Below are 24063 nucleotides of genomic sequence, written 5' to 3' on the forward strand. Positions count from 1 at the left end.
AGATGCCGCGTAGTCTCAAGAAGGGGCCCTTCGTCGACGACCACCTCATCAAGAAGGTGGACGCACAGAACGAAGCAGGTACCCACAACGTCATCAAGACCTGGTCCCGTCGCTCCATGATCGTGCCGGCCATGCTCGGCCACACGCTCGCGGTGCACAACGGCAAGACGCATGTCCCGGTGTTCGTCACCGAGTCCATGGTCGGCCACAAGCTCGGCGAGTTTGCGCCGACCCGCACCTTCCGCGGCCACGTCAAGGACGACCGCAAGTCGAAGCGCCGCTAAGGCGGGGTGCGAAGACTATGAACGACACCGAAGGGACAACCATGGAAGCCAGGGCCCAGGCGCGGTACATCCGCGTCACGCCCATGAAGGCCCGCCGCGTGGTGGACCTTATCCGTGGCATGGATGCCACGGAGGCTCAGGCGGTCCTGCGTTTCGCCCCGCAGGCCGCCAGCGTGCCGGTCGGCAAGGTGCTTGACAGCGCCATTGCCAACGCCGCGCACAACTACGACCACACGGACGCCTCCTCGCTGGTCATCAGCGAGGCGTACGTCGACGAGGGCCCGACCCTGAAGCGGTTCCGTCCGCGTGCCCAGGGCCGTGCCTACCGGATCCGCAAGCGGACCAGCCACATCACCGTGGTCGTCAGCAGCAAGGAAGGAACCCGGTAATGGGCCAGAAGGTAAACCCGCACGGGTTCCGGCTCGGCATCACCACCGACTTCAAGTCGCGCTGGTACGCCGACAAGCTGTACAAGGACTACGTCAAGGAAGACGTTGCCATTCGTCGCATGATGACGAAGGGCATGGAGCGCGCCGGTATCTCGAAGGTTGAGATCGAGCGCACCCGCGACCGCGTCCGCGTCGACATCCACACCGCTCGTCCGGGCATCGTCATCGGCCGCCGCGGCGCCGAGGCCGACCGCATCCGCGGCGAGCTGGAGAAGCTGACCGGCAAGCAGGTCCAGCTGAACATCCTCGAGGTCAAGAACCCCGAGGTGGACGCTCAGCTGGTGGCCCAGGCCGTCGCCGAGCAGCTCTCCTCCCGCGTCTCCTTCCGTCGCGCCATGCGTAAGAGCATGCAGTCGACCATGAAGGCCGGCGCCAAGGGCATCAAGATCCAGTGCGGTGGCCGTCTCGGCGGCGCCGAGATGTCCCGCTCGGAGTTCTACCGCGAGGGCCGTGTGCCCCTGCACACGCTCCGCGCGAACGTGGACTACGGCTTCTTCGAGGCCAAGACGACCTTCGGTCGTATTGGCGTGAAGGTCTGGATCTACAAGGGCGACGTCAAGAACATCGCCGAGGTCCGCGCCGAGAACGCCGCCGCCCGTGCGGGCAACCGCCCGTCGCGTGGTGGCGCCCAGGACCGTCCGGCCCGTGGTGGCCGTGGCGGCGAGCGTGGCGGCCGCGGCCGCAAGCCGCAGCAGAGCGCTGCCGCCGAGGCCCCCAAGGCCGACGCGACCGCCGCTGCTCCGGCAGAGACCACCGGAACGGAGGCCTGACCGACATGCTGATCCCTCGCAGGGTCAAGCACCGCAAGCAGCACCACCCGAAGCGGTCGGGTATGGCCAAGGGCGGCACGGAGCTGGCGTTCGGCGAGTACGGCATCCAGGCCGTCACGCCGGCGTACGTCACCAACCGCCAGATCGAGTCCGCTCGTATCGCCATGACCCGTCACATCAAGCGTGGCGGCAAGGTGTGGATCAACATCTACCCGGACCGTCCGCTGACGAAGAAGCCTGCCGAGACCCGCATGGGTTCCGGTAAGGGTTCGCCGGAGTGGTGGATCGCGAACGTCAAGCCCGGTCGGGTGATGTTCGAACTGTCCTACCCGAACGAGAAGACTGCTCGTGAGGCGCTCACCCGCGCTGCTCACAAGCTTCCGATGAAGTGCCGGATTGTTCGGCGCGAGGCAGGTGAGTCGTGATGGCCGCTGGTATCAAGGCGACCGAGCTGCGTGAGCTGAACGACGAGGACCTCGTCGCGAAGCTCCGTGAGGCCAAGGAAGAGCTGTTCAACCTCCGCTTCCAGGCGGCGACCGGGCAGCTCGAGAACCACGGTCGGCTCAAGTCCGTCCGTAAGGACATCGCCCGGATCTACACCCTGATGCGCGAGCGCGAGCTGGGCATCGAGACGGTGGAGAGCGCCTGATGAGCGAGAAGAATGTGACTGAGACGAACGAGCGCGGCTTCCGCAAGACCCGTGAGGGTCTCGTCGTCAGCGACAAGATGGACAAGACCGTCGTCGTCGCCGTCGAAGACCGCGTCAAGCACGCGCTGTACGGCAAGGTCATCCGCCGTACGAACAAGCTCAAGGCGCACGACGAGCAGAACGCTGCCGGTGTCGGCGACCGCGTCCTCATCATGGAGACGCGTCCGCTGTCGGCGAGCAAGCGCTGGCGCATCGTCGAGATCCTCGAGAAGGCCAAGTAAGGAAATTCCCGCAAGGGAATTCCAAAGAAACCGTCCGAGGGGTTTCCCTCGGATAAGTTCCGCCAGGCTCGGCGTGGGGCTTCGGGCAACTGAAGCCCCCGCCGGGAACCGGCAGACGATCAGGAGATAGACGTGATCCAGCAGGAGTCGCGACTTCGCGTCGCCGACAACACTGGTGCCAAGGAGATCCTTTGCATCCGTGTTCTCGGTGGCTCGGGTCGCCGCTACGCGGGCATCGGTGACGTCATCGTCGCCACCGTCAAGGATGCGATCCCCGGTGGCAACGTGAAGAAGGGTGACGTCGTCAAGGCCGTCATCGTTCGCACCGTCAAGGAGCGCCGCCGTCCCGACGGCTCGTACATCCGTTTCGACGAGAACGCCGCTGTCGTTCTCAAGAACGACGGTGACCCCCGCGGCACCCGTATCTTCGGCCCGGTGGGCCGAGAGCTGCGCGAGAAGAAGTTCATGAAGATCGTCTCGCTCGCGCCGGAGGTGCTGTAACCGATGAAGATCAAGAAGGGCGACCTGGTTCAGGTCATCACCGGTAAGGACAAGGGCAAGCAGGGCAAGGTCATCGTGGCCATGCCCCGCGAGAACCGCGTCCTCGTCGAGGGTGTCAACCGGGTCAAGAAGCACACCAAGGCCGGCCAGACCGCTCGTGGTTCGCAGACCGGCGGCATCGTGACGACCGAAGCCCCCATCCACGTGAGCAACGTTCAGCTCGTCGTGGAGAAGGACGGCAAGAAGGTCGTCACTCGTGTCGGTTACCGCTTCGACGACGAGGGCAACAAGATCCGCGTTGCCAAGCGCACCGGTGAGGACATCTGATGACTGCCACCACCAACGCACCGCGTCTCAAGCAGCGCTACCGCGACGAGATCTCCGCGAAGCTCCGTGAGGAGTTCTCGTACGAGAACGTCATGCAGGTCCCCGGCCTGACCAAGATCGTGGTCAACATGGGTGTGGGCGACGCCGCCCGCGACTCCAAGCTGATCGACGGCGCGATTCGCGACCTCACCACGATCACGGGCCAGAAGCCGGCCGTGACCAAGGCCCGCAAGTCGATCGCGCAGTTCAAGCTGCGCGAGGGGCAGCCGATCGGCTGCCACGTCACCCTCCGCGGTGACCGCATGTGGGAGTTCCTGGACCGTACGCTGTCGCTCGCGCTGCCGCGCATCCGCGACTTCCGTGGTCTGTCCCCGAAGCAGTTCGACGGTCGGGGCAACTACACCTTCGGTCTCACGGAGCAGGTCATGTTCCACGAGATCGACCAGGACAAGATCGACCGCGTCCGGGGTATGGACATCACCGTGGTCACCACGGCGACCAACGACGACGAGGGCCGTGCCCTCCTTCGTCACCTCGGCTTCCCCTTCAAGGAGGCGTAAGCGAGATGGCGAAGAAGTCTCTTATTGCCAAGGCTGCCCGCAAGCCGAAGTTCGGTGTGCGCGCGTACACCCGCTGCCAGCGCTGCGGCCGCCCGCACTCCGTTTACCGCAAGTTCGGCCTCTGCCGCGTGTGCCTTCGTGAGATGGCTCACCGTGGCGAGCTGCCGGGCGTGACCAAGAGCTCCTGGTAACACCCCACTTGGGGTGTCCAGGGCTCTCGGTAAGCATCCTGGATGGCGGTCGCCCGACCTGATCTTGTCGCGTTGCGTTTTCGCTCGCGTACAGTAGAAGGGTTGGGCGCCCGCCGCCCATGACCGTCTTACTACGCCGTAGGTCCCCGCGCCGCACCCGTCCCGACTCTGCTCGGGGAGAGGGATGGCGCAGATAGGAAACCACGGCGAGAGAGGCCGAAGGCCAAACATGACCATGACCGATCCGATCGCAGACATGCTGACGCGTCTGCGAAACGCTAACTCGGCATACCACGACTCCGTGTCGATGCCGCACAGCAAGATCAAGTCGCACATCGCGGAGATCCTCCAGCAGGAGGGCTACATCACCGGCTGGAAGGTCGAGGACGCCGAGGTCGGCAAGTCCCTGACCCTCGAGCTGAAGTTCGGCCCGAACCGCGAGCGCTCGATCGCCGGCATCAAGCGCATCTCGAAGCCGGGCCTGCGGGTCTACGCAAAGTCCACCAACCTGCCGAAGGTCCTCGGCGGCCTGGGCGTGGCGATCATCTCCACGTCCCACGGTCTCCTGACCGGCCAGCAGGCCAGCAAGAAGGGCGTGGGTGGGGAAGTCCTCGCCTACGTCTGGTAATCGGGAACGGAGGAAAAGCCAATGTCGCGTATTGGACGGCTGCCCATCCAGGTTCCCGCTGGTGTGGACGTCACCATCGATGGCCGTACGGTGCATGTGAAGGGCCCCAAGGGTTCCCTCGCGCACGCCGTGTCCGCGCCCATCGAGATCGCTAAGGCCGAGGACGGCACTCTTGTCGTCACTCGTCCGAACGACGAGCGTCAGAACAAGGCCCTGCACGGCCTGTCCCGCACGCTGGTGGCGAACATGATCACCGGCGTGACCCAGGGCTACAGCAAGGCTCTTGAGATCAGCGGTGTCGGTTACCGCGTCCAGGCGAAGGGCTCCAACCTGGAGTTCGCCCTGGGCTACAGCCACCCGATCCTGATCGAGGCCCCCGAGGGCATCACCTTCAAGGTGGAGTCCCCGACCAAGCTCAGCGTCGAGGGCATCGACAAGCAGAAGGTCGGCGAGGTCGCCGCCAACATCCGCAAGCTTCGCAAGCCTGACCCTTACAAGGCCAAGGGCGTGAAGTATGCGGGTGAGGTCATCCGCCGCAAGGTCGGAAAGGCTGGTAAGTAAGCCATGGCATACGGTGTGAAGATCGCTAAGGGCGACGCCTACAAGCGTGCCGCCATTAAGCGTCGCCACATCCGCGTTCGTAAGCGGATTTCCGGCACGCCTGAGCGTCCCCGCCTCGTGGTGACGCGCTCGAACCGCCACATGGTGGCCCAGGTCATCGACGACATCGCGGGCCACACGCTCGCGTCGGCGTCGACCCTGGACTCGTCCATCCGTGGCGGCGAGGGTGACAAGAGCGCCCTGGCCAAGCAGGTCGGCGCGCTTGTCGCCGAGCGTGCGAAGGCCGCCGGCGTCGAGGCCGTCGTGTTCGACCGCGGTGGCAACCAGTACGCCGGGCGCATTGCCGCTCTGGCGGACGCCGCCCGCGAAGCCGGGCTGAAGTTCTAAGCCCCGGTTCCGGAGCTAGCGGACGTAACAGAGAGAGGTAAATCCAATGGCTGGACCCCAGCGCCGCGGAAGCGGTGCCGGTGGCGGCGAGCGGCGGGACCGGAAGGGTCGCGACGGTGGCGCTGCCGCCGAGAAGACCGCGTACGTTGAGCGCGTTGTCGCGATCAACCGCGTCGCCAAGGTTGTCAAGGGTGGTCGCCGCTTCAGCTTCACCGCGCTGGTCGTGGTGGGCGACGGTGACGGCACCGTAGGTGTCGGATACGGCAAGGCCAAGGAAGTTCCCGCGGCCATCGCCAAGGGCGTGGAAGAGGCCAAGAAGAACTTCTTCAAGGTCCCGCGCATCCAGGGCACCATCCCGCACCCCATCCAGGGCGAGAAGGCCGCGGGCGTCGTCCTGCTCAAGCCTGCTTCCCCCGGTACCGGTGTTATCGCCGGTGGCCCGGTGCGTGCGGTGCTCGAGTGCGCCGGCGTCCACGACATCCTGTCGAAGTCGCTCGGTTCTTCGAACCCGATCAACATCGTGCACGCCACGGTGACCGCGCTTCAGGGCCTTCAGCGCCCCGAGGAGATCGCGGCCCGTCGTGGCCTGCCGCTGGAAGACGTCGCCCCCGCCGCACTGCTGCGGGCGCGTGCCGGGGCGGGTGCGTAATGGCTCGCCTCAAGGTCACGCAGGTTAAGTCCTACATCGGTAGCAAGCAGAACCACCGCGACACGCTGCGTTCGCTCGGGCTCAAGCGCCTGAACGACGTGGTTGTCAAGGAGGACCGTCCCGAGATCCGCGGCATGGTGCAGACCGTCCGCCACCTCGTGACGGTTGAGGAGGTCGACTGACATGGCGGAGCAGAACCCGCTGAAGGTCCACAACCTCCGGCCCGCCCCGGGCGCCAAGACCGCCAAGACCCGTGTGGGTCGTGGTGAGGCGTCCAAGGGTAAGACCGCAGGTCGTGGTACCAAGGGCACCAAGGCCCGTTACCAGGTTCCGCAGCGCTTCGAGGGCGGGCAGATGCCCCTCCACATGCGTCTGCCGAAGCTCAAGGGCTTCAAGAACCCGTTCCGCGTCGAGTTCCAGGTCGTGAACCTGGACAAGCTGGCCGCGCTCTACCCGCAGGGTGGCGAGGTCACGGTGGCCGATCTGGTCGCGAAGGGCGCGGTTCGTAAGAACCAGCTCGTCAAGGTGCTCGGCACCGGCGAGATCTCCGTGGCGCTGCAGGTGACGGTTGACGCCGTCTCCGGCTCCGCCCAGGAGAAGATTGTCGCCGCTGGCGGCACCGTCACCGAGCTCGTCTGAGCTCGTTGATCTGACAACCGGGGATGTCCCAAAAGGGGCATCCCCGGTTGGTCGTTCCAAGGGGGGCACGGTCGCCGGTAAGGTGGCGTGCAACTGTTACAGTCCGCGCGGCATGAGTCCGTGCGGATTTTGACTGATATGTATTCGTCGATCCTCAAGACCGTCACCTCTCGCGCGGCTGCGTGAGGGGCGCAGGAGGCACCGTGCTCACCGCGTTCGCCCGGGCGTTCAAGACGCCCGACCTGCGCAAGAAGCTGCTGTTCACGCTGGGCATCATGGTGCTCTTCCGGCTCGGGGCGCACGTACCCGTTCCCGGCGTCGACTACCAGAACGTTCAGACGTGCATGGACCAGGCCAAGAGCGGTCAGGGCCTCTTCGGCCTCGTGAACATGTTCAGCGGTGGCGCGCTGCTGCAAATCACGATCTTCGCGCTCGGGATCATGCCGTACATCACGGCGAGCATCATCCTGCAGTTGCTCACCGTCGTCATTCCGCGTCTGGAAGCCCTCAAGAAGGAGGGCCAGACCGGCCAGGCCAAGATCACGCAGTACACGCGTTATCTGACCGTCGCCCTCGCGATCCTGCAGGGCACCGGCCTGGTGGCCACCGCCAGCAATGGCGCGCTCTTCGGCAACTGCACCGTCGGCAACCAGATCGTCCCGGACAAGTCGATCTTCGCCACGGCCGTCATGGTCATCACCATGACCGCGGGCACCGCGCTGATCATGTGGCTCGGTGAGCTCATCACCGACCGCGGCATCGGCAACGGCATGTCGATCCTGATGTTCACGTCCATCGCCGCCGGCTTCCCGGGCGCCCTCTGGGCGATCAAGATGCAGGGCAACCTGATGGGCGGCTGGCTGGAGTTCGGCCTGGTCATCCTGTGTGGTCTGGCGATGGTCGGCCTCGTCGTCTTCGTCGAGCAGGCTCAGCGCAGGATCCCCGTGCAGTACGCCAAGCGCATGATCGGCCGCCGTTCCTACGGCGGCACGTCCACCTACATTCCGCTCAAGGTCAACCAGGCGGGCGTGATTCCGGTCATCTTCGCCTCGTCGCTGCTCTACATCCCGGCCCTGCTGGTGCAGTTCACCAACTCCAAGGCGGGCTGGGCGAACTGGGTCCAGGCCAACCTGGTCAAGGGTGACCACCCGATCTACATGGCCACGTACTTCCTGCTGATCGTCTTCTTCGCGTTCTTCTATGTCGCCATCTCCTTCAACCCCGAAGAAGTTGCCGACAATATGAAGAAGTATGGTGGCTTCATCCCGGGTATCCGGGCGGGACGTCCCACCGCGGAGTACCTGAGCTACGTGCTGAATCGCATCACGTGGCCCGGCTCTCTCTACCTGGGCCTGATCGCCCTCGTGCCGACCGTGGCTCTGGTCACACTTAACGCGGACCAGAACTTCCCGTTCGGTGGAACCAGCATCCTGATCATCGTCGGTGTTGGCCTGGAGACTGTGAAGCAGATCGAGAGCCAGCTTCAGCAGCGCAATTACGAAGGGTTCCTCCGCTGATGCGAATCGTCCTCGTCGGGCCGCCCGGCGCCGGCAAGGGAACGCAGGCCGCGTACCTTGCCAAGAACCTCGCGATCCCGCACATCTCGACGGGCGACCTCTTCCGGGCGAACATCAGCCAGGGCACACCCCTCGGGCAGAAGGCCCAGGAGTACATGCGCGCCGGCCAGCTCGTGCCGGACGAGGTCACCATCGGCATGGCCAAGGACCGCATGGACCAGGCCGACGCCGCCGGCGGCTTCCTGCTGGACGGCTTCCCGCGCAACCTGGCCCAGGCCGAGGCGCTGGACGGGATCCTGAAGGCCGACGGACTGAAGCTCGACGCCGTCCTGGACCTGGAGGTCCCGGAGGACGAGGTCGTCAAGCGGATCGCCGGTCGCCGGATCTGCCGCAACGAGAGCAGCCACGTCTTCCACGCGATCTACAACCCGCCGAAGACCGAGGGTGTCTGCGACGCCTGCGGCGGCGAGCTGTACCAGCGCGAGGACGACAGCGAAGAGACCGTCCGCAAGCGCCTTGAGGTCTACCACAGCGAGACCGAGCCGATCATCGACTACTACAAGGCCCAGGGCCTCGTGGTGACGATCTCGGCGCTCGGCAAGGTCGCCGAGGTCACCCAGCGGGCCATGGCCGCGCTGGACCGCGCCTGACCCCGCCGGTCACACCAGCAGTCTCCTACGGCCGCGATGCCCGCCCGGGCATCGCGGCCGTATGGTGTATGGGGCGGTCACGCCCCGCGCAGGGCCGAGGACGCCCCGGGTCCGCCGGACCTCCTCCGACGCGCTCACGCCCTCGGGGCGGAGCCTGACGATGGCCCCGCGCCCACCGTCAGCGGTGCGTGGCGGCAGCGGCCGCCGAGGTTCCATCCGTCGTTCAGAAAGGCGCCAGCCGTCATGGTCGAGATCAAGACCCCGGACCAGATCGCGAAGATGCGCGAGGCGGGGCTGGTCGTCGCCGCCATCCACGCCGCCACCCGGGAGGCCGCCGTACCCGGCGCCACGACCAAGGACCTGGACGAGGTGGCCCGCAAGGTGATCGCCGAGCACGGTGCGAAGTCGAACTTCCTGGGCTACGGCGGCTTCCCCGCCACGATCTGCACCTCGGTGAACGAGGTCGTCGTGCACGGCATCCCGGACTCCAGGACCGTCCTCAAGGACGGCGACATCATCTCCATCGACGCCGGCGCCATCATCGACGGCTGGCACGGCGACGCCGCCTTCACGGCCTTCGTGGGCACCGGACACGCCCCGGAGCTGCTGGAGCTCTCCCGGGTGACCGAGGAGTCCATGTGGGCCGGCATCGCCGCCGTGAAGAACGGCAACCGCCTGGTGGACATCTCCCGGGCCATCGAGGGCTACATCCGCCGCCAGCCCCGCCCGGCCTCGGGGAAGTACGGGATCATCGAGGACTACGGCGGGCACGGCATCGGCAGCGAGATGCACATGGACCCGCACCTGCTGAACTACGTCTCCCGCAAGCGCGGCAAGGGCCCGAAGCTGGTCCCCGGCTTCTGCATCGCCATCGAGCCCATGGTCAGCCTCGGTACGGCCCGTACGCACGTCCTCGAGGACGACTGGACGGTCCTGACGAACGACGGCACCTGGTCCTCGCACTGGGAGCACTCGGTCGCGCTCACCGAGGAGGGCCCGCTGGTCCTCACGGCGGTCGACGGCGGCAAGGCGAAGCTCGCGGAGTACGGCGTCGTGGCGGCACCCGACCCGCTGGCCTGAGCCGGGCCCACCGGACGGAGTCCGGTGCGGCCGCTCGAAGCTTGTGAGGCGCCCCCGGCGCCGATCCCGCGAGAGCGGCATCAGGGGAGCGGTCCCGCCGGCGTGAAGCCGGTCCCGCGGGGGCGTACTCGCTCTGGTGAGCGACGCCTGAGCCAGCTTAAGGATCTTTGCGGCGGGGCAATGGACCTGGATTAGTCTTTTCCGGTTGCCCTGACGTAGACTGATGCGTCGGCTCTCGTGTATCCCCATGCCTGCGTCCGTATAGGTATGGGCTCAGGAGAGTCGATCAAGGTAGCCGATTCGAAAGGCGAAGCGTGGCCAAGAAGCAAGGTGCCATCGAGATCGAGGGCACCGTGATCGAGTCTCTGCCGAACGCGATGTTCAAGGTAGAGCTCCAGAACGGTCACAAGGTCCTCGCGCACATCAGCGGCAAGATGCGGATGCACTACATCCGCATCCTCCCGGATGACCGGGTTGTGGTGGAGCTGTCTCCCTACGACCTGACGCGTGGCCGGATCGTCTACCGCTACAAGTAGATCTTGTCGACGCCCCCCTTCGGGTGGGGTGACGGCACTGACCCGGAGAACCTCACATCCCATGAAGGTCAAGCCGAGCGTCAAGAAGATCTGCGACAAGTGCAAGGTGATCCGCCGTCACGGCCGGGTCATGGTCATCTGCGACAACCTGCGCCACAAGCAGCGCCAGGGCTGACGCAGTACCTGCACCTCGCAGTACTTCGCGCGACGCAAGCGAATTTTTGTACATACGCAGACACCCGACCCCCGCGTGATCACGCGAGGGGACGACACCCCCGGCGGAGGCCGGGGACCCGGCTCGTAATTCTTACGGGAACGGTGCTGCGGAAGACCTCCGACACACAGGAGCCAATCAATGGCACGCCTTTCCGGCGTTGACCTTCCGCGCGACAAGCGCGTTGAGGTCGCCCTCACCTACGTCTTCGGCATCGGGCGCACCCAGTCGCAGAAGGCGCTGGAAGCGACCGGCGTCAACCCCAACACCCGCGTTCGTGACCTGGCCGAAGAGGACCTGGTCAAGCTCCGCGAGTACGTGGACGCGAACCTCAAGACCGAGGGTGACCTCCGTCGCGAGATCCAGGCCGACATCCGCCGCAAGGTTGAGATCGGCTGCTACCAGGGTCTGCGCCACCGTCGTGGCCTGCCCGTCCACGGTCAGCGCACCAGCACGAACGCTCGTACCCGCAAGGGCCCGCGTCGCGCGATCGCCGGCAAGAAGAAGCCGGGCAAGAAGTAGTCCTCAGCGGACGCTCATCAGCGGTCTTCGCTGTAGGACCGATCACCTCCACTCCACAGGAGTAAGACATGCCTCCTAAGGGCCGTCAGGGTGCAGCCAAGAAGGTGCGCCGCAAGGAAAAGAAGAACGTCGCTCACGGGCACGCCCACATCAAGAGCACGTTCAACAACACGATCGTCTCGATCACGGACCCCACGGGCAACGTGATCTCCTGGGCCTCCGCCGGCCACGTCGGCTTCAAGGGCTCGCGCAAGTCCACTCCGTTCGCCGCGCAGATGGCCGCCGAGTCGGCTGCCCGTCGCGCGCAGGAGCACGGCATGCGCAAGGTCGACGTCTTCGTCAAGGGTCCGGGTTCCGGTCGTGAGACCGCCATCCGTTCGCTGCAGGCGACCGGCCTCGAGGTTGGCTCCATCCAGGACGTCACCCCGACCCCGCACAACGGCTGCCGTCCGCCCAAGCGTCGCCGCGTCTGATCCAACGGGCCGCGAGGCCCGCTGATCATCTTCGCGCCGCTTGACACGGCACACGGGCGGTACGGCTCCTTCGAGCCGTGCCGCCCGTACCCTTGGACCTAGGCATCAAATAGTGGGTGCCTAAGACTGGAAGGCAACATCTCATGCTGATCGCTCAGCGCCCCTCGCTGACCGAAGAGGTCGTCGACGAGTTCCGCTCCCGGTTCGTGATCGAGCCGCTGGAGCCGGGCTTCGGCTACACCCTCGGCAACTCCCTGCGTCGTACGCTCCTCTCCTCGATCCCGGGTGCGGCGGTCACGTCCATCCGCATCGACGGTGTCCTGCACGAGTTCACCACCGTGCCGGGCGTCAAGGAAGACGTCACCGACCTCATCCTCAACATCAAGCAGCTGGTCGTCTCCTCGGAGCACGACGAGCCGGTCGTGATGTACCTGCGCAAGCAGGGCCCCGGCCTGGTCACCGCTGCTGACATCGCCCCCCCGGCCGGCGTCGAGGTGCACAACCCCGACCTGGTCCTGGCGACCCTGAACGCCAAGGGCAAGCTGGAGATGGAGCTGACCGTCGAGCGCGGTCGCGGCTACGTCTCCGCCGTCCAGAACAAGCAGGTGGGCCAGGAGATCGGCCGTATCCCGGTCGACTCCATCTACTCGCCGGTTCTCAAGGTCACCTACAAGGTCGAGGCGACCCGTGTCGAGCAGCGCACCGACTTCGACAAGCTGATCGTCGACGTCGAGACCAAGCAGGCCATGCGCCCGCGTGACGCCATGGCGTCCGCCGGTAAGACCCTGGTCGAGCTGTTCGGTCTGGCCCGCGAGCTCAACATCGACGCCGAGGGCATCGACATGGGCCCGTCCCCCACGGACGCCGCCCTTGCCGCCGACCTGGCGCTGCCGATCGAGGAGCTCGAGCTCACGGTCCGCTCGTACAACTGCCTCAAGCGCGAGGGCATCCACTCCGTGGGTGAGCTCGTCGCCCGCTCCGAGGCCGACCTGCTCGACATCCGCAACTTCGGTGCGAAGTCGATCGACGAGGTCAAGGCGAAGCTGGCCGGCATGGGCCTGGCCCTCAAGGACAGCCCGCCCGGATTCGACCCGACTGCTGCGGCCGACGCCTTTGGCGCCGACGACGACGCGGATGCCGGGTTCGTGGAGACCGAGCAGTACTGAGTCCCGCGCCGTCCGGGCTGAGGCTTTGTCCTCAATCGCCGGACGGGCTTGATTCGGCCGGGGCAGGTACGCCTGCCCCGGCGCACCAAGACTTCTGGTGGGCAACCGTCCACCGGACCTGACATCGGTACCTGATACGGCCGGTGCAGAGAACAAGGAGAAACACCATGCCGCGTCCCGCAAAGGGTGCCCGTCTGGGCGGCAGCGCCGCGCACGAGAAGCTGCTCCTGGCGAACCTCGCCAAGTCGCTCTTCGAGCACGGCCGCATCACCACCACCGAGGCCAAGGCCCGTCGCCTTCGTCCGGTCGCCGAGCGTCTGATCACCAAGGCGAAGAAGGGCGACATCCACAACCGTCGCCAGGTGCTGCAGACGATCACGGACAAGAGCATCGTCCACGTGCTCTTCACCGAGATCGCCCCGCGCTTCGCCGAGCGTCCGGGTGGTTACACCCGTATCACGAAGATCGGCAACCGTCGTGGCGACAACGCCCCGATGGCCGTGATCGAGCTCGTCGAGGGCGAGATCGCCAAGAAGGCGACCGTCGCCGAGGCCGAGGCCGCCACCAAGCGTGCGGTCAAGGAGTCCGAGGCTGCTGCCGAGGCTCCGGCCGAGGAGTCCAAGGACGCCTGACGCATTTGATGCGTGTGTACGGACGGGTCCGCTCCCTCTTGCCAGGGGGCGGGCCCGTCCCGCATTTCTGAGAGGAACTCTGGTGAGTGACGAGGCGGAGCCCGGTTTCGTCCGGGTGCGGCTGGACCTGTCGTACGACGGCAAGGACTTCTCCGGCTGGGCCAAGCAGCGTGCGGGACAGCGCACGGTGCAGGGCGAGATCGAGAACGCGCTCCGGACGGTGACCCGGTCCGACCGCACCTATGAGCTGACGGTCGCCGGCCGCACGGACTCGGGCGTGCACGCGCGCGGCCAGGTCGCGCACGTCGATCTGCCGGTCGAGGTGTGGGCCGAGCACGAGGAGAAGCTGCTGCGCCGGCTCGCCGGCCGACTGCCGCACGATGTGCGGGTGTGGAAGGTCGCGGAGGCACCGGCCGGTTTCAACGCTCGGTTCTCGGCGGTCTGGCGGCGGTACGCCTACCGGGTGGTCGACCACATCGGTGGCGTCGATCCGCTGTTGCGCGGTCATGTCCTGTGGCACGACTGGCCGTTGGACGTCGAGGCGATGAACGCCGCGTCGCAGGCGCTGCTCGGTGAGCACGACTTCGCCGCGTACTGCAGGAAGCGCGAGGGGGCGACGACCATCCGCACGCTCCAGCAGCTGAGTTGGGAGCGTGACGCGTCCGGTGTCGTCACCGCGACCGTGCGCGCGGACGCCTTCTGCCACAACATGGTGCGTTCGCTGGTGGGCGCGCTGCTGTTCGTCGGCGACGGGCACCGGCCGGTGGAGTGGCCCGGCAAGGTGCTGGCCGCGCGGGTGCGGGATTCGGCGGTGCATGTGGTGCGGCCGCACGGGTTGACGCTGGAGGAGGTCGGGTATCCGGCCGACTCCGCGCTTGCCGCGCGTAACCGGGAAGCGCGCAATAAGCGGACGCTGCCTGGTGGGGGTTGCTGCTAGGGATTCGGGGCTCCGCCCCGGGCCCCGGTCCTCAATCGCCGGACGGGCTCAATTGCTGCGCCCGTCCGGCCGATGTCGCTGAGGCGGCGTCAGGACCCGTCCGGCGCCGGGCAGTTGACCGCCAGGTCGCTGTTGACCGTGAAGTACGGGCGGACGCCGTCCACCGTCGGGTAGAGGTCGGTCTTGTTGCGGTCGACGATGTCGCCGACGAGCCGGGCGATCTTGATGGGTTCGCCGTCCGGGGTCAGCCGCAGGGCCAGGTCCCAGACGGTGTTCTCGCCGACCGCGCGGGCGGCGCGCAGCCGCTCGTAGGGCACGGCGACGGTGAAGGCCGCCTTGTCCACGACGATCACCTCCGCCGTCACCGGCTCGGCGCCCTCGACGCGCGGGGTGCCGACGACGACCGGGTTGCTCTCCGAGGTGAACTCGACGCCGTGCAGGGTTCCTTCGACCATCAGCGCTGCGCCGCTCTGGCGCACCGAGCGGGCCTCCGCGTGCCGGGTGCGGTGCCAGGCGCGCAGCGCGAGGTAGCCGTCGACGGTCGGGTAGGGGATCCACCAGGTGAACGGGGTGCCGGGCAGCGGCTCCAGCTCCACCAGGCCGCGTCCTTCGGCGAGGTGGGAGACGACCCGGCGGCGTGCGCCGTCCTCGCCCCGGACGACGTGCAGATCCCAACGGCCTTCTCCGAGGCGGAGTTCGCGGCGGTCGAGGACGGCCGTCCAGGGGCCGGTGGCGGTGGTCGGCTGCCGGAGGGGGACGCTGACGGGCTTGCCCTCCTTGCGGCGGGTGACCGTCAGGGAGAGGTTGTCGCCGGACAGGCCCTTGCGGTCGACGGAGACGTGGATGTTGCCGTCGGCGTCGACGCGGCAGGAGGCGGTGCAGCGCAGCGGCTTGCGGACGATCTCCTTGAGGGCCGCCTTCACCGTGGGCTTGGCGGGCTTGGCCACTGTGCGGCGCAGCGGTCGGATGATCTTTCCGGCGGTGCGGCGCAGCATCTTCGCCAGCGGTACGGGCGCGGGCTCGGTCTCGTCCGTGGAGGTGGCGGCCGACGGGGTGGTGGCGGTGTCGCCGCCCAGGCTCGCGATCAGTTCCTCGTACTGCCGGGCGATGGAGTCCGGGTGGTAGCGCTCGGCGGAGACGCGGGCGGCGCGGCCCATGGCGCGGCGCAGTTCGTCGTCCTCGATGAGTTTGAGGAGGCCCTTGGCGATGCCGTCGGCGTCGCCGACGGGGACGAGGAGGCCGTCGGTGCCGTCGTTGATGATCTCGCCGGGGCCGTGCGGGCAGTCGGTGGCGACGACGGGGACGCCGCAGTTCATCGCCTCGACGATCGTCATGCCGAAGGACTCCTCGCGGGAGGTGACGGCGGCGATGGCGCCCTTGGCCCACTCGGTCTCGATGGGGGAGTGGGCGCCCATGAGCGTGATGTGCTCGTTCAGACCGAGCGTGTCGATCTGCTCGCGCAGCTTGGCCTGCTGGGGGCCGCGGCCGTAGATGCGCAGGCGCCAGTCGGGGTGGGCGGCGGCGACGGTGGCCCAGGCCTTGACCAGCAGGTCGTAGCGCTTGACGGGGATGAGGCGGCCCGCGGCGACGACCAGCTTGGCGCTGCCGTCGGAGGGCTCGACCTCGGACGCCGGGACGCCGTTCGGCAGGGCGATCAGCTTGGTCCTGATCCCCGGGAACTGCTCGCGATGGGTGGTGGCGTCGGCCTCGGAGACGGCGGTGTGCGCGTCGAGGTGGGGGATGGCGCGGTCCTGGGCGGCGCGGATGTTCGGCTCGTGGGTGCCGTAGATCCGGTGCTCCTGGCCGATCCGCAGATAGCGGTCCTGCCCGAACTCGGCGAGGTACATCACCAGGCCGGGCCGGGTGGCGATCACGACGTCGGCGTCGGTGCGGGCGAGGTGCTCGGCGACGCGCTTGTCGGTGAGGGCGCTGAAGTGGGCGCCCTTGGCCTCGACGGGCGGGACGTGCGCGCTGTCCTGCTGGAGCAGCGGGTTGTCCCGGTCGGCGCCGGTCTCGGCCCGGGTGTCGACGAGGTGGACGAGCTTGACCTTGCCGTGCAGGGGGAGCTTGGGCGTGCCACCGGTTCTGTGGATCGACACGATCTCCACGTCGTGCCGGGCGGCGAGCGCGCCGGCGACGTTGAACGTGGAGCGGATGGTGCCGCCGATGCCGTAGGCGTTCTGCAAAAGGAAAGAGATCTTCATGGCGGTGTGTGCGCGACGCGTCGCGGCGTCGCGTCCGTCCTTCCCCCTGGCCTGGGTGTCCGAGTCGTCCCCTCTTGATCGGATCGCTTGGTAGCTGCGGTCCGATCCGCCGGTTAAGACCGTTGGGAGGGGTATCGGTTGCCTGCGCAGCCTACATTGTGGCTTGCGTCACATCCCGTACGTCAAGGGTGAGGTCGTTCTCGGGATCGAACAACGGTCGAACGGCGACCGGGCCGCGCTCGGGGTGGGTGAGGGTGCGGGCCGGGTGGACGTCGGTGCGCTTGCGGTCCACGCTGTCGCCGACGAGCCGTCCGACGGGCACGAGCGGGGCGCCCGGGGCGGGGCGCAGCCGCAGCTGCCATACGTCCCGCGCGGTGCCGCGCCGGGTGAGCAGCCGCTCGTAGGGCAGGGTGCAGCGCAGCCGCCGGCCGTCGAGGGCGGTGACCGGGACCTCGACGTCGTACGCGCTGTCCTCCGGCGACACGGCGACCAGGGTGGTGGCCTGCGCGTCGAGGACGGCCGCGTCGCCGTACAGGAGGGCCGTCACGGTGAGGGAGTCCTCGCCGACGGCGATCCGCTCCAGTTCGGCGTGGGCCGGGCGCAGCCAGGTGCGCAGGGTCAGGGAGCCCGCGGCGGTGGTGTACGGGACCCAGGCGGAGACCTGGCCGTCGTCGGTCAGCGGCAGGGTCAGCAGCCGGGCCGTTTCGACGAGGGCGGCGGCGACGCGGGCGCGCTTGCCGTCGTCGGCCCGCTCGACGTGGAAGTCCCAGCGTCCCTCGGCGAGCCGGGTGCCGGCCCGGTCGAGGACGGCCGTCAGCGGGCCCTTGCCGTAGCCGGGGTGGGCGAGCGGAAGCACGACGCGCTCACCGGCCCCGGTGCCGTCGGTGCCGCGCAGCCGGCCGACGAGGGTCAGCCACTCGCCGGTGACCCCGGCGCGGGGCAGCCGCACGGCGAGGCCACCGTCCGCGGTGGCGCGGGCGGACGCCTTGGGCCGCAGCGCCTTGAGCGGCGCGGGCGTGGGCGCGACGACCGGGGCGGGGGCCGCGGGGGCGGGCTTGCGGCGCAGCGGGCGGACGAGCCGGGCGGCGGTGCGGCGCAGGCTGCTCGCCGGGGTCGCGGCCGGGGCCGGCTCGGCCGCCTTGGCCGCGGGTGCGGACGCCTGGGGCAGCAGCTCGGGGCGGAGCGTACGGACGATCTCCTCGAACCGCTCGGCGATGCGCGCGGGCGCGTACCGCTGGGCGGACTCGCGGGCGGCGCGGCCCATGGCGCGGCGCAGTTCGTCGTCCTCGATGAGTTTGAGGAGGCCCTTGGCGATGCCGTCGGCGTCGCCGACGGGGACGAGGAGGCCGTCGGTGCCGTCGTCGATGATCTCGCCGGGGCCGTGCGGGCAGTCGGTGGCGACGACGGGGACGCCGCAGTGCATGGCCTCGACGATCGTCATGCCGAACGATTCGTAGTCCGAGGTGACGGCGGCGATGGAGCCCTTGGCCCACTCGGTCTCGATGGGGGAGTGGGGGCCCATGAGCTGGATGTGCTCGTTCAGGCCGAGCTCGTCGATCTGTGCGCGCAGTGCGGCGCGCTCGGGGCCGCGGCCGTAGATGCGCAGGGTCCAGTCGGGGCGCTCGGCGGCCACCTTGGCGAAGGCCTCGACGAGCAGGCTGTAGCGCTTGACGGGGATGAGCCGCCCGGCGGCGACGACCAGCTTGGTGTCGCTTTCGGAGGGCTCGACCGCGCCGGCGGGCACGCCGTTGGGCAGCGCGACGATGTGCGTGCGGGCGTCCGGGAAGTGCTCCCGGTGGGTGACGGCGTCGGCCTCGGAGACGGTGGTGTGCGCGTCGAGCCGCGGAATGGCGCGGTCCTGGGCGGCGCGGATGCTCGGCGCGTGGGAGCCGTGGATCAGGTGTTCCTGGCCGATGCGCAGGAAGCCCCGGTCGGTGGCGCACTCGGTGAGGTAGACCAGCAGCCCCGGCCGGGTGGCGATCACGACATCCGCGTCGGTGGCTTCCAGGTACTGGGAGACGCGCAGATCGGCGAGGCGGGTGAACGCCTTGACCGAGCCCTCGGGGTGCGGCAGCAGCGCGCTCGGCTCCTGCTGGAGCTCGTTGTCGCTCTCGCAGCCCGCCGCGTCCTTGCGGATGTCGATCAGCGAGGTCAGCCTGACCTTGCCGCTGACGGGCAGCTGGGGCGTGTCGGCGCCGCGGTAGACCGAGACGATCTCGACGTCGTGGCGGGCGGCGAGCGCGCCGGCGAGATTGGCGGTCGCGCGGATGGTGCCGCCGATGCCGTAGGCGTTGTGAATCAGAAACGCGATCTTCATGAGCGTACGGAAGCGCGCCACCCCCCGGGCGCCGCGCGGGCCCCTCTCCCTGGCGATCCCTGCGGAACTGGTCTACCGCTCGGTACGGTGCGCGATGAGTACGCCCGTTAGTACGAGTGACCGAACTGTAGATGTATAGGTAAAGGACCTGCAAGCGCAGATAGGGGACATACGGCGCTTTTCGCCGCGAACGCAAAGGGTTGGGGAAACTGTGATGCGGACTGTGGTGCGTCTGGTGGGGGCGATCGCGGCGGTGGCCGCGCTGGGAATGACGACCGCGTGCGGCGGTTCGGACGACGGCGGGGGCGGCGGCGACAGGACCGCCAGGACCATGGGCGACGACCGCGCCACCACCAAGGGCCCCGGCTCGGGGGCCAAGGCACTCGGCAAGGAACGGGTGGCGTCGGCCGTCCTGGAATCGGCCGACGCCAAGGGATACGCCGTCACCAGGATGTCGAAGGAGGAGTTCACCAGCGCGAAGGCCCCCAAGGCCAAGCAGGCCGAGTGCCAGCCGCTCGCGGCACTCCTCGGCTCCTCCCCGGATCCGGCGCCCGCCGCCTGGGCCGTCAGCACCTTCGGCGTGCAGGACTCCAAGGCCGGGGCCATGGGCGCAATGGGCATGCTGGAAGTGTCCTCGTACGAGGGGGACGGCGCCGAGAGAACGCTCGCGAACCTCGGCAAAGCCGTCCAGGACTGTAAGGACGGCTTCCGGATGACCACGGGTGCGGGCACCGAGCAGACGTTCAGCGCGGTCGAGTCCCTCGACGCGCCGAAGCTGGGCGACGAGGCAGTCGCCTACCGCGCGGTGGACAAGGCCTCCGGCGCGCCGAGCTTCTACACAGTGGTGCGCAGCGGGGCCAACGTTTCGATGATCTTCGCCGCGAACATGATGGACCCGGCCAAGGCCACGATGGACCCGAATCTGGTGAAGGCGCAGGTCGCCAAGGTGGAGAAGACCGCCAAGGCGACGGACTGAACCCGCAGGGGCGCCGCGCGTCCGGCCGCGCCGCGCCCCTGCCCCGCACCGCTTCGCGGTCCGTCCGCGCCATCCGTGCGTGAGACCGTCTCGCGGCGGGTAATCGAGCACCGGGCGTGGCGTCGTCGCGGGCCCGGCGGGCGCTGGGAGGCTGGGTGATGTGAAAGCGAAGGTGGCGGCCTCCGTGGCCGCGGTGGCGGCCCTGTCGGCGCTGGCCCTGACGACCGGGTGCACCGACGGCGCGGCCGACCGCGCCGACGACAAAGAGGCCAAGGACCGGCGGGACACCGGGCGGGTGCTCAGCGCCGATCAGCTCAAACACGCCGAGCTGGGGCCCAGGGAGGTCCCCGGCTTCCAGATCGAGCGCGCGTCGATAGGGACGGCCGGGCACGGCAGGCCCGGAACGGACAGCGCGCCCTGCCGGCCGCTGGTGGCTCTCCTCGGCTCCAGGCCGCAGCCCGCCCCCGCCGCCTCGGTGGTCAACACCTTCGCCAAGGCGGGCGATGGCCACCACTTCGACGGCCTGCTGGGCACGATCCGCGTCTCGGCCTACGACCGGGACGGCGCCGCCGCCACGCTCAAGCAGCTGCGCCGGGCTGCCACGGCCTGCGCGGACGGCTTCGGGATGACGACCGGCGAAGGCGAGGCGCAGACCTTCAAGGCGGTTCAGACGCTGGCGCCGCCGTCACTGGGCGACGAGGCGGTCGCCTACCGCCTGGCGAACGCGGCGGAGAAGGCACCCAGCCTCGTCACCGTCGTGCGGACCGGCAGCAATCTCTCGCTGTTCTTCGCGACGAGCCTGTCCGACCCGGAGGGCGTGGAGATCCCCCGGGAACTGGTGGAGGCGCAGGTCGGGAAGGTGGAGAAGCTGGCGAACGCGGAGCGGGTGCCCACCGCGCCGCCCTCGCCCTCCACCCTCGTGGCGCCGGAGGGCGGCGAGGCGGGGGACAGCGTCGAATAGACCCGCGAGGGCCGGCGGATCCCCGGCTGCGTGCGGTCCTCGACGTCGGACGGGCCTGCTGTGCTGCGTCCTCAACCGCCGGACCGGCTGGACGGCTGGGCTCAGCCGATGACAGCCCGTCCGGCGATTGAGGACACCGCCGCGCAGCGGTGGTGCGGACGACGTGGCCCGCGGCGCCCGCACCTGATCCGCCGGCCGCGGCGCCCGGCGTCAGGCGCTCTTGTTCGAGTCGCCCGATTCGGCCTTGGCCGTCTTGGACGACTTGGGTGACGGCGACTTCACCGAGGCCGCGGCCTGGGCGTTGGCGCGGGCCATGATGCGCCGGAAGGTGTAGCCCGACACGTCACGCCCGGCGGTGCGCGCCTTCGTGTCGTCCGAGTCGACGGCCTTGCCGCTGGTGTACCCGGCGACGGTGAAGTAGGCGTAGCGGCCCTCGGCGTTGGCCGTCAGCCGACAGGCGGTGCCCTTGCAGAAGCTCGGGCCGTCGTCGTCGGGCAGTGCGGCGATGTTGCCGGTGGACTGCGACTTCGCCTTGTCGGCCGCTTCCTTGGTGTCGAAGACGGCGACGCCGACGGTGACCGCGACCCCGTCCCGCACGTAGGTGGCGCGCAGCACCTTGCGGCAGCCGTTGTCGCTGAGCACGGAGCCCAGCCCGCCCTGGGCGGCGGAGGCGCAGTCGCTGGTGGTGTCGGTGGCCACCTTCTTGTACGTGCGCTTGTTCAGCGACGGCTTGGAGTGCGGGAAGAGGGACTTCGTGGTGAGCGGCGCCCTGTCCTTCTCGGCGCTGGCGATGAACTCCCGCGGGTTGGGCGGGGGCGGCGGCGCCACGGGGGAGAAGGACGGCTCCGGCGAGGCACCGGCGCTGGGGAGCTTCTCGGCGGACGGCAGCTTCTTGTCCGATCCCTTGCCGGAGCTCGCCACGGCCGTCGCCACGATCCCGGCCACCGCGCCGGCGGCCAGCACGCCACCGCCGACCAGCAGCCACTTGCGGCGCCGCCCGCGGGCCTCCGTGGTGGCGGCGAGCGCCGCCCAGTCCGGCGTCGACGCGTCACCGAGCGGGGGCGGCGCGCCGTACGGGCCCGGTATCTGCCCGCCCGGCGGCAGCTGCCCGCCCGGTGGCCCTTGCGGTTCCGGGGTGAAGTTCGGCGGCGGCGGACCCCATCCAGGAGTCGGCGGCTGAGATCCCCCGGGGGCCTCTTGCGGCCCTCCCTGCCCAAAGCTCATGGCGTGCATCGTAAACCGGTTGGTCACCGCCCCGGGAGCGGCGAGAATTCGGGCATGGGACATGTGGAAGCGGGACATCTGGAGTACTACCTTCCGGACGGCAGGGTGCTGCTCGGGGATGTGTCGTTCCGGGTCGGGGAAGGCGCGGCGGTCGCCCTCGTCGGGGCGAACGGCGCGGGCAAGACGACGCTGCTGCGGCTGATCGCGGGCGAGCTGCAGCCGCACGGCGGGTCGGTGTCGGTCACCGGCGGACTGGGTGTGATGCCGCAGTTCGTGGGGTCCGTGCGGGACGAGCGGACCGTCCGTGACCTGCTGGTCTCCGTGGCCGGGCCGAGCATCCGGCAGGCCGCCGCGGCCGTCGACGAGGCCGAGCACGCGATCATGACGCGCGACGACGAGGCCGCGCAGATGGCCTACGCCCAGGCCCTCTCCGACTGGGCCGAGGTGCGGGGCTACGAGGCCGAGACCACCTGGGACATGTGCACCATGGCCGCCCTCGGCGTCCCCTACGACCAGGCGCAGTGGCGCCAGGTGCGCACCCTCTCCGGCGGCGAGCAGAAGCGGCTGGTGCTGGAGTCGCTGCTGCGCGGCACCGACGAGGTGCTGCTGCTGGACGAGCCGGACAACTATCTGGACGTGCCCGGCAAGCGCTGGCTGGAGGAGAAGCTCCGCGAGACGAAGAAGACCGTGCTCTTCGTCAGCCACGACCGGGAGCTGCTGGCCCGCTCCGCCGAGAAGATCATCAGCGTCGAGCCGGGCCCGGCCGGGTCGGACGTATGGGTGCACGGCGGAGGATTCGGCACGTACCACGAGGCCCGCAAGGAGCGCTTCGCGCGCTTCGAGGAGCTGCGTCGGCGCTGGGACGAGAAGCACGCGCAGCTGAAGAAGCTGGTGCTCAGCCTTCGCCAGGCCGCCTCCATCAGCCATGAGCTGGCCTCCCGCTACGCCGCCGCGCAGACCCGGCTGCGGAAGTTCGAGGAGGCGGGGCCCCCGCCGGAGCCGCCGCGCGAGCAGGACATCCGGATGCGGCTGCGCGGCGGCCGCACCGGTGTGCGCGCGGTGACCTGCGAGCAGCTGGAGCTGACCGGCCTCATGAAGCCGTTCGACCTGGAGATCTTCTACGGCGAGCGGGTCGCGGTCCTCGGTTCCAACGGCTCCGGCAAGTCGCACTTCCTGCGGCTGCTGGCCGGGGAGCACGTGCAGCACACCGGCACCTGGAAGCTGGGCGCCCGCGTCGTGGCCGGCCACTTCGCCCAGACCCACGCCCACCCCGAGCTGCTCGGCCGCACGCTGGTCGACATCCTGTGGACGGAGCACGCCAAGGACCGCGGCGCCGCGATGTCCGTGCTGCGCCGGTACGAGCTGGAGAAGCAGGGCGACCAGCTCTTCGAGCGGCTCTCCGGCGGCCAGCAGGCCCGCTTCCAGATCCTGCTGCTGGAACTGTCCGGCACCACGGCCCTGCTCCTCGACGAGCCGACCGACAACCTCGACCTGGAGAGCGCGGAGGCCCTCCAGGAGGGCCTGGAGTCGTACGACGGCACCGTGCTCTCCGTCACGCACGACCGCTGGTTCGCCCGCTCCTTCGACCGCTTCCTGGTCTTCGGGGCGGACGGGGTCGTGCGCGAGGTCTCCGAGCCGGTGTGGGACGAGGGGCGCGTGGCGCGCAAGCGCTAGCCGTGCCTGCGTCCTCAAGCGCCGGACGGGCTGCTTTTTTCCGCCCGCCCCATGCCCCCAGCCCCACCCACGCAGTTTTTCTCCCCACAGGTGGCAAGAAAAGC

At 68.8% G+C, this 24063-nt stretch carries 32 protein-coding genes; 29 read left to right on the plus strand and 3 right to left on the minus strand.

Translation table 11 applies throughout. The features are described from left to right. The first annotated feature begins 2 nt into the window (after positions 1-2). The 26 genes from rpsS (at position 3) to truA (ending at position 14603) form a co-directional block, all read left to right on the plus strand. Entirely contained in the window at positions 3-284 is a 282-nt protein-coding gene (gene rpsS / locus ACZ53N_RS12210) for a 30S ribosomal protein S19 (protein WP_030890751.1), read from the plus strand. Between the two features lie 41 nt (positions 285-325). Beyond that, on the plus strand, positions 326-673 hold the full coding sequence (gene rplV / locus ACZ53N_RS12215; RefSeq protein ID WP_004571827.1) for a 50S ribosomal protein L22: 348 nt from the start codon (positions 326-328) through the stop codon (positions 671-673). After that, positions 673-1503 carry a 30S ribosomal protein S3 gene (rpsC, locus tag ACZ53N_RS12220; RefSeq protein ID WP_130878987.1) on the plus strand — a complete coding sequence of 277 codons (831 nt, stop codon included), beginning with the start codon at positions 673-675 and terminating at the stop codon, positions 1501-1503. Before rplV ends, rpsC begins: the two co-directional genes overlap by 1 nt. A 5-nt stretch (positions 1504-1508) precedes the next feature. Then, positions 1509-1928, plus strand: coding sequence for a 50S ribosomal protein L16 (gene rplP, locus ACZ53N_RS12225; RefSeq protein WP_130878988.1), 420 nt, complete (start codon positions 1509-1511; stop codon positions 1926-1928). Continuing rightward, the gene (rpmC, locus tag ACZ53N_RS12230) at positions 1928-2152 is read left to right on the plus strand and encodes a 50S ribosomal protein L29 (RefSeq protein ID WP_030368408.1); all 225 of its coding nucleotides are present in this window, start codon (positions 1928-1930) and stop codon (positions 2150-2152) included. The genes rplP and rpmC overlap by 1 nt, the downstream gene beginning before the upstream one ends. Further along, on the plus strand, positions 2152-2433 hold the full coding sequence (rpsQ, locus tag ACZ53N_RS12235) for a 30S ribosomal protein S17 (protein ID WP_030026328.1): 282 nt from the start codon (positions 2152-2154) through the stop codon (positions 2431-2433). The genes rpmC and rpsQ overlap by 1 nt, the downstream gene beginning before the upstream one ends. 132 nt (positions 2434-2565) lie before the next feature. Beyond that, a complete protein-coding gene (rplN, locus tag ACZ53N_RS12240) occupies positions 2566-2934 on the plus strand; it encodes a 50S ribosomal protein L14 (protein ID WP_099199421.1) in 369 nt (122 codons plus the stop codon). 3 nt (positions 2935-2937) lie between these two features. Then, positions 2938-3261: a 50S ribosomal protein L24 gene (gene rplX / locus ACZ53N_RS12245; RefSeq protein WP_130878989.1), complete on the plus strand. Its 324-nt coding sequence runs from the start codon at positions 2938-2940 to the stop codon at positions 3259-3261. Then, entirely contained in the window at positions 3261-3821 is a 561-nt protein-coding gene (gene rplE, locus ACZ53N_RS12250; RefSeq protein ID WP_130878990.1) for a 50S ribosomal protein L5, read from the plus strand. Before rplX ends, rplE begins: the two co-directional genes overlap by 1 nt. Before the next feature lie 5 nt (positions 3822-3826). Then, positions 3827-4012, plus strand: coding sequence for a type Z 30S ribosomal protein S14 (locus tag ACZ53N_RS12255; RefSeq protein ID WP_030368403.1), 186 nt, complete (start codon positions 3827-3829; stop codon positions 4010-4012). 229 nt (positions 4013-4241) lie between these two features. Continuing rightward, positions 4242-4640 carry a 30S ribosomal protein S8 gene (gene rpsH, locus ACZ53N_RS12260; RefSeq protein ID WP_087927570.1) on the plus strand — a complete coding sequence of 133 codons (399 nt, stop codon included), beginning with the start codon at positions 4242-4244 and terminating at the stop codon, positions 4638-4640. 21 nt (positions 4641-4661) lie between these two features. Beyond that, complete coding sequence (rplF, locus tag ACZ53N_RS12265; protein ID WP_130878991.1) at positions 4662-5201, plus strand: 50S ribosomal protein L6; 540 nt, start codon at positions 4662-4664, stop codon at positions 5199-5201. A 3-nt stretch (positions 5202-5204) separates the two neighbouring features. After that, positions 5205-5588, plus strand: a complete 384-nt coding sequence (gene rplR / locus ACZ53N_RS12270) for a 50S ribosomal protein L18 (RefSeq protein WP_130878992.1) — start codon at positions 5205-5207, stop codon at positions 5586-5588. 46 nt (positions 5589-5634) lie between these two features. Then, the gene (rpsE, locus tag ACZ53N_RS12275; protein WP_116212431.1) at positions 5635-6237 is read left to right on the plus strand and encodes a 30S ribosomal protein S5; all 603 of its coding nucleotides are present in this window, start codon (positions 5635-5637) and stop codon (positions 6235-6237) included. Further along, a complete protein-coding gene (gene rpmD / locus ACZ53N_RS12280; RefSeq protein ID WP_087927574.1) occupies positions 6237-6419 on the plus strand; it encodes a 50S ribosomal protein L30 in 183 nt (60 codons plus the stop codon). The genes rpsE and rpmD overlap by 1 nt, the downstream gene beginning before the upstream one ends. Before the next feature lies 1 nt (position 6420). Further along, a complete protein-coding gene (rplO, locus tag ACZ53N_RS12285; RefSeq protein WP_130878993.1) occupies positions 6421-6876 on the plus strand; it encodes a 50S ribosomal protein L15 in 456 nt (151 codons plus the stop codon). 203 nt (positions 6877-7079) lie between these two features. Further along, positions 7080-8393 carry a preprotein translocase subunit SecY gene (gene secY, locus ACZ53N_RS12290; protein WP_130878994.1) on the plus strand — a complete coding sequence of 438 codons (1314 nt, stop codon included), beginning with the start codon at positions 7080-7082 and terminating at the stop codon, positions 8391-8393. Continuing rightward, entirely contained in the window at positions 8393-9043 is a 651-nt protein-coding gene (locus ACZ53N_RS12295) for an adenylate kinase (RefSeq protein WP_469140790.1), read from the plus strand. Before secY ends, ACZ53N_RS12295 begins: the two co-directional genes overlap by 1 nt. 243 nt (positions 9044-9286) lie before the next feature. After that, positions 9287-10123 (plus strand): type I methionyl aminopeptidase, encoded by an 837-nt coding sequence (gene map / locus ACZ53N_RS12300; protein WP_469140791.1) that lies wholly within the window; start codon positions 9287-9289, stop codon positions 10121-10123. A gap of 314 nt (positions 10124-10437) precedes the next feature. Continuing rightward, the gene (gene infA, locus ACZ53N_RS12305; RefSeq protein WP_003956442.1) at positions 10438-10659 is read left to right on the plus strand and encodes a translation initiation factor IF-1; all 222 of its coding nucleotides are present in this window, start codon (positions 10438-10440) and stop codon (positions 10657-10659) included. A gap of 61 nt (positions 10660-10720) precedes the next feature. After that, positions 10721-10834, plus strand: a complete 114-nt coding sequence (gene rpmJ / locus ACZ53N_RS12310) for a 50S ribosomal protein L36 (protein ID WP_003956441.1) — start codon at positions 10721-10723, stop codon at positions 10832-10834. Between the two features lie 180 nt (positions 10835-11014). Continuing rightward, positions 11015-11395 (plus strand): 30S ribosomal protein S13, encoded by a 381-nt coding sequence (gene rpsM / locus ACZ53N_RS12315; protein ID WP_130878997.1) that lies wholly within the window; start codon positions 11015-11017, stop codon positions 11393-11395. Between the two features lie 68 nt (positions 11396-11463). Further along, a complete protein-coding gene (rpsK, locus tag ACZ53N_RS12320) occupies positions 11464-11868 on the plus strand; it encodes a 30S ribosomal protein S11 (RefSeq protein WP_003948617.1) in 405 nt (134 codons plus the stop codon). 143 nt (positions 11869-12011) lie between these two features. Continuing rightward, positions 12012-13034: a DNA-directed RNA polymerase subunit alpha gene (locus ACZ53N_RS12325; protein WP_004946635.1), complete on the plus strand. Its 1023-nt coding sequence runs from the start codon at positions 12012-12014 to the stop codon at positions 13032-13034. Positions 13035-13201: 167 nt separating this feature from the next. Beyond that, positions 13202-13666 (plus strand): 50S ribosomal protein L17, encoded by a 465-nt coding sequence (gene rplQ / locus ACZ53N_RS12330; RefSeq protein WP_130878998.1) that lies wholly within the window; start codon positions 13202-13204, stop codon positions 13664-13666. A gap of 82 nt (positions 13667-13748) precedes the next feature. Continuing rightward, entirely contained in the window at positions 13749-14603 is an 855-nt protein-coding gene (gene truA / locus ACZ53N_RS12335; RefSeq protein ID WP_469140792.1) for a tRNA pseudouridine(38-40) synthase TruA, read from the plus strand. Between the two features lie 89 nt (positions 14604-14692). Here truA and ACZ53N_RS12340 read toward each other — a convergent pair whose 3' ends face one another. Both ACZ53N_RS12340 and ACZ53N_RS12345 read right to left on the minus strand, forming a co-directional pair. Further along, positions 14693-16807 carry a glycosyltransferase family 4 protein gene (locus ACZ53N_RS12340; RefSeq protein WP_469140793.1) on the minus strand — a complete coding sequence of 705 codons (2115 nt, stop codon included), beginning with the start codon at positions 16805-16807 and terminating at the stop codon, positions 14693-14695. A gap of 151 nt (positions 16808-16958) precedes the next feature. After that, positions 16959-19124 (minus strand): glycosyltransferase family 4 protein, encoded by a 2166-nt coding sequence (locus tag ACZ53N_RS12345; protein WP_469140794.1) that lies wholly within the window; start codon positions 19122-19124, stop codon positions 16959-16961. Positions 19125-19338: 214 nt separating this feature from the next. Here ACZ53N_RS12345 and ACZ53N_RS12350 point away from each other — a divergent pair, with 214 nt between their 5' ends. Both ACZ53N_RS12350 and ACZ53N_RS12355 read left to right on the plus strand, forming a co-directional pair. Continuing rightward, positions 19339-20100, plus strand: coding sequence for a hypothetical protein (locus ACZ53N_RS12350; protein WP_469140795.1), 762 nt, complete (start codon positions 19339-19341; stop codon positions 20098-20100). A 160-nt stretch (positions 20101-20260) separates the two neighbouring features. Beyond that, complete coding sequence (locus ACZ53N_RS12355; protein WP_469140796.1) at positions 20261-21061, plus strand: hypothetical protein; 801 nt, start codon at positions 20261-20263, stop codon at positions 21059-21061. Between the two features lie 210 nt (positions 21062-21271). Here the strand turns inward: ACZ53N_RS12355 and ACZ53N_RS12360 are convergent, their stop codons facing one another. Then, entirely contained in the window at positions 21272-22285 is a 1014-nt protein-coding gene (locus tag ACZ53N_RS12360; RefSeq protein ID WP_469140797.1) for a hypothetical protein, read from the minus strand. 54 nt (positions 22286-22339) lie between these two features. Here ACZ53N_RS12360 and ACZ53N_RS12365 point away from each other — a divergent pair, with 54 nt between their 5' ends. Next, a complete protein-coding gene (locus ACZ53N_RS12365) occupies positions 22340-23959 on the plus strand; it encodes an ABC-F family ATP-binding cassette domain-containing protein (RefSeq protein ID WP_469140798.1) in 1620 nt (539 codons plus the stop codon). Positions 23960-24063: the final 104 nt, after the last annotated feature.

It is taken from the genome of Streptomyces sp. NPDC033229 (assembly GCF_055576875.1).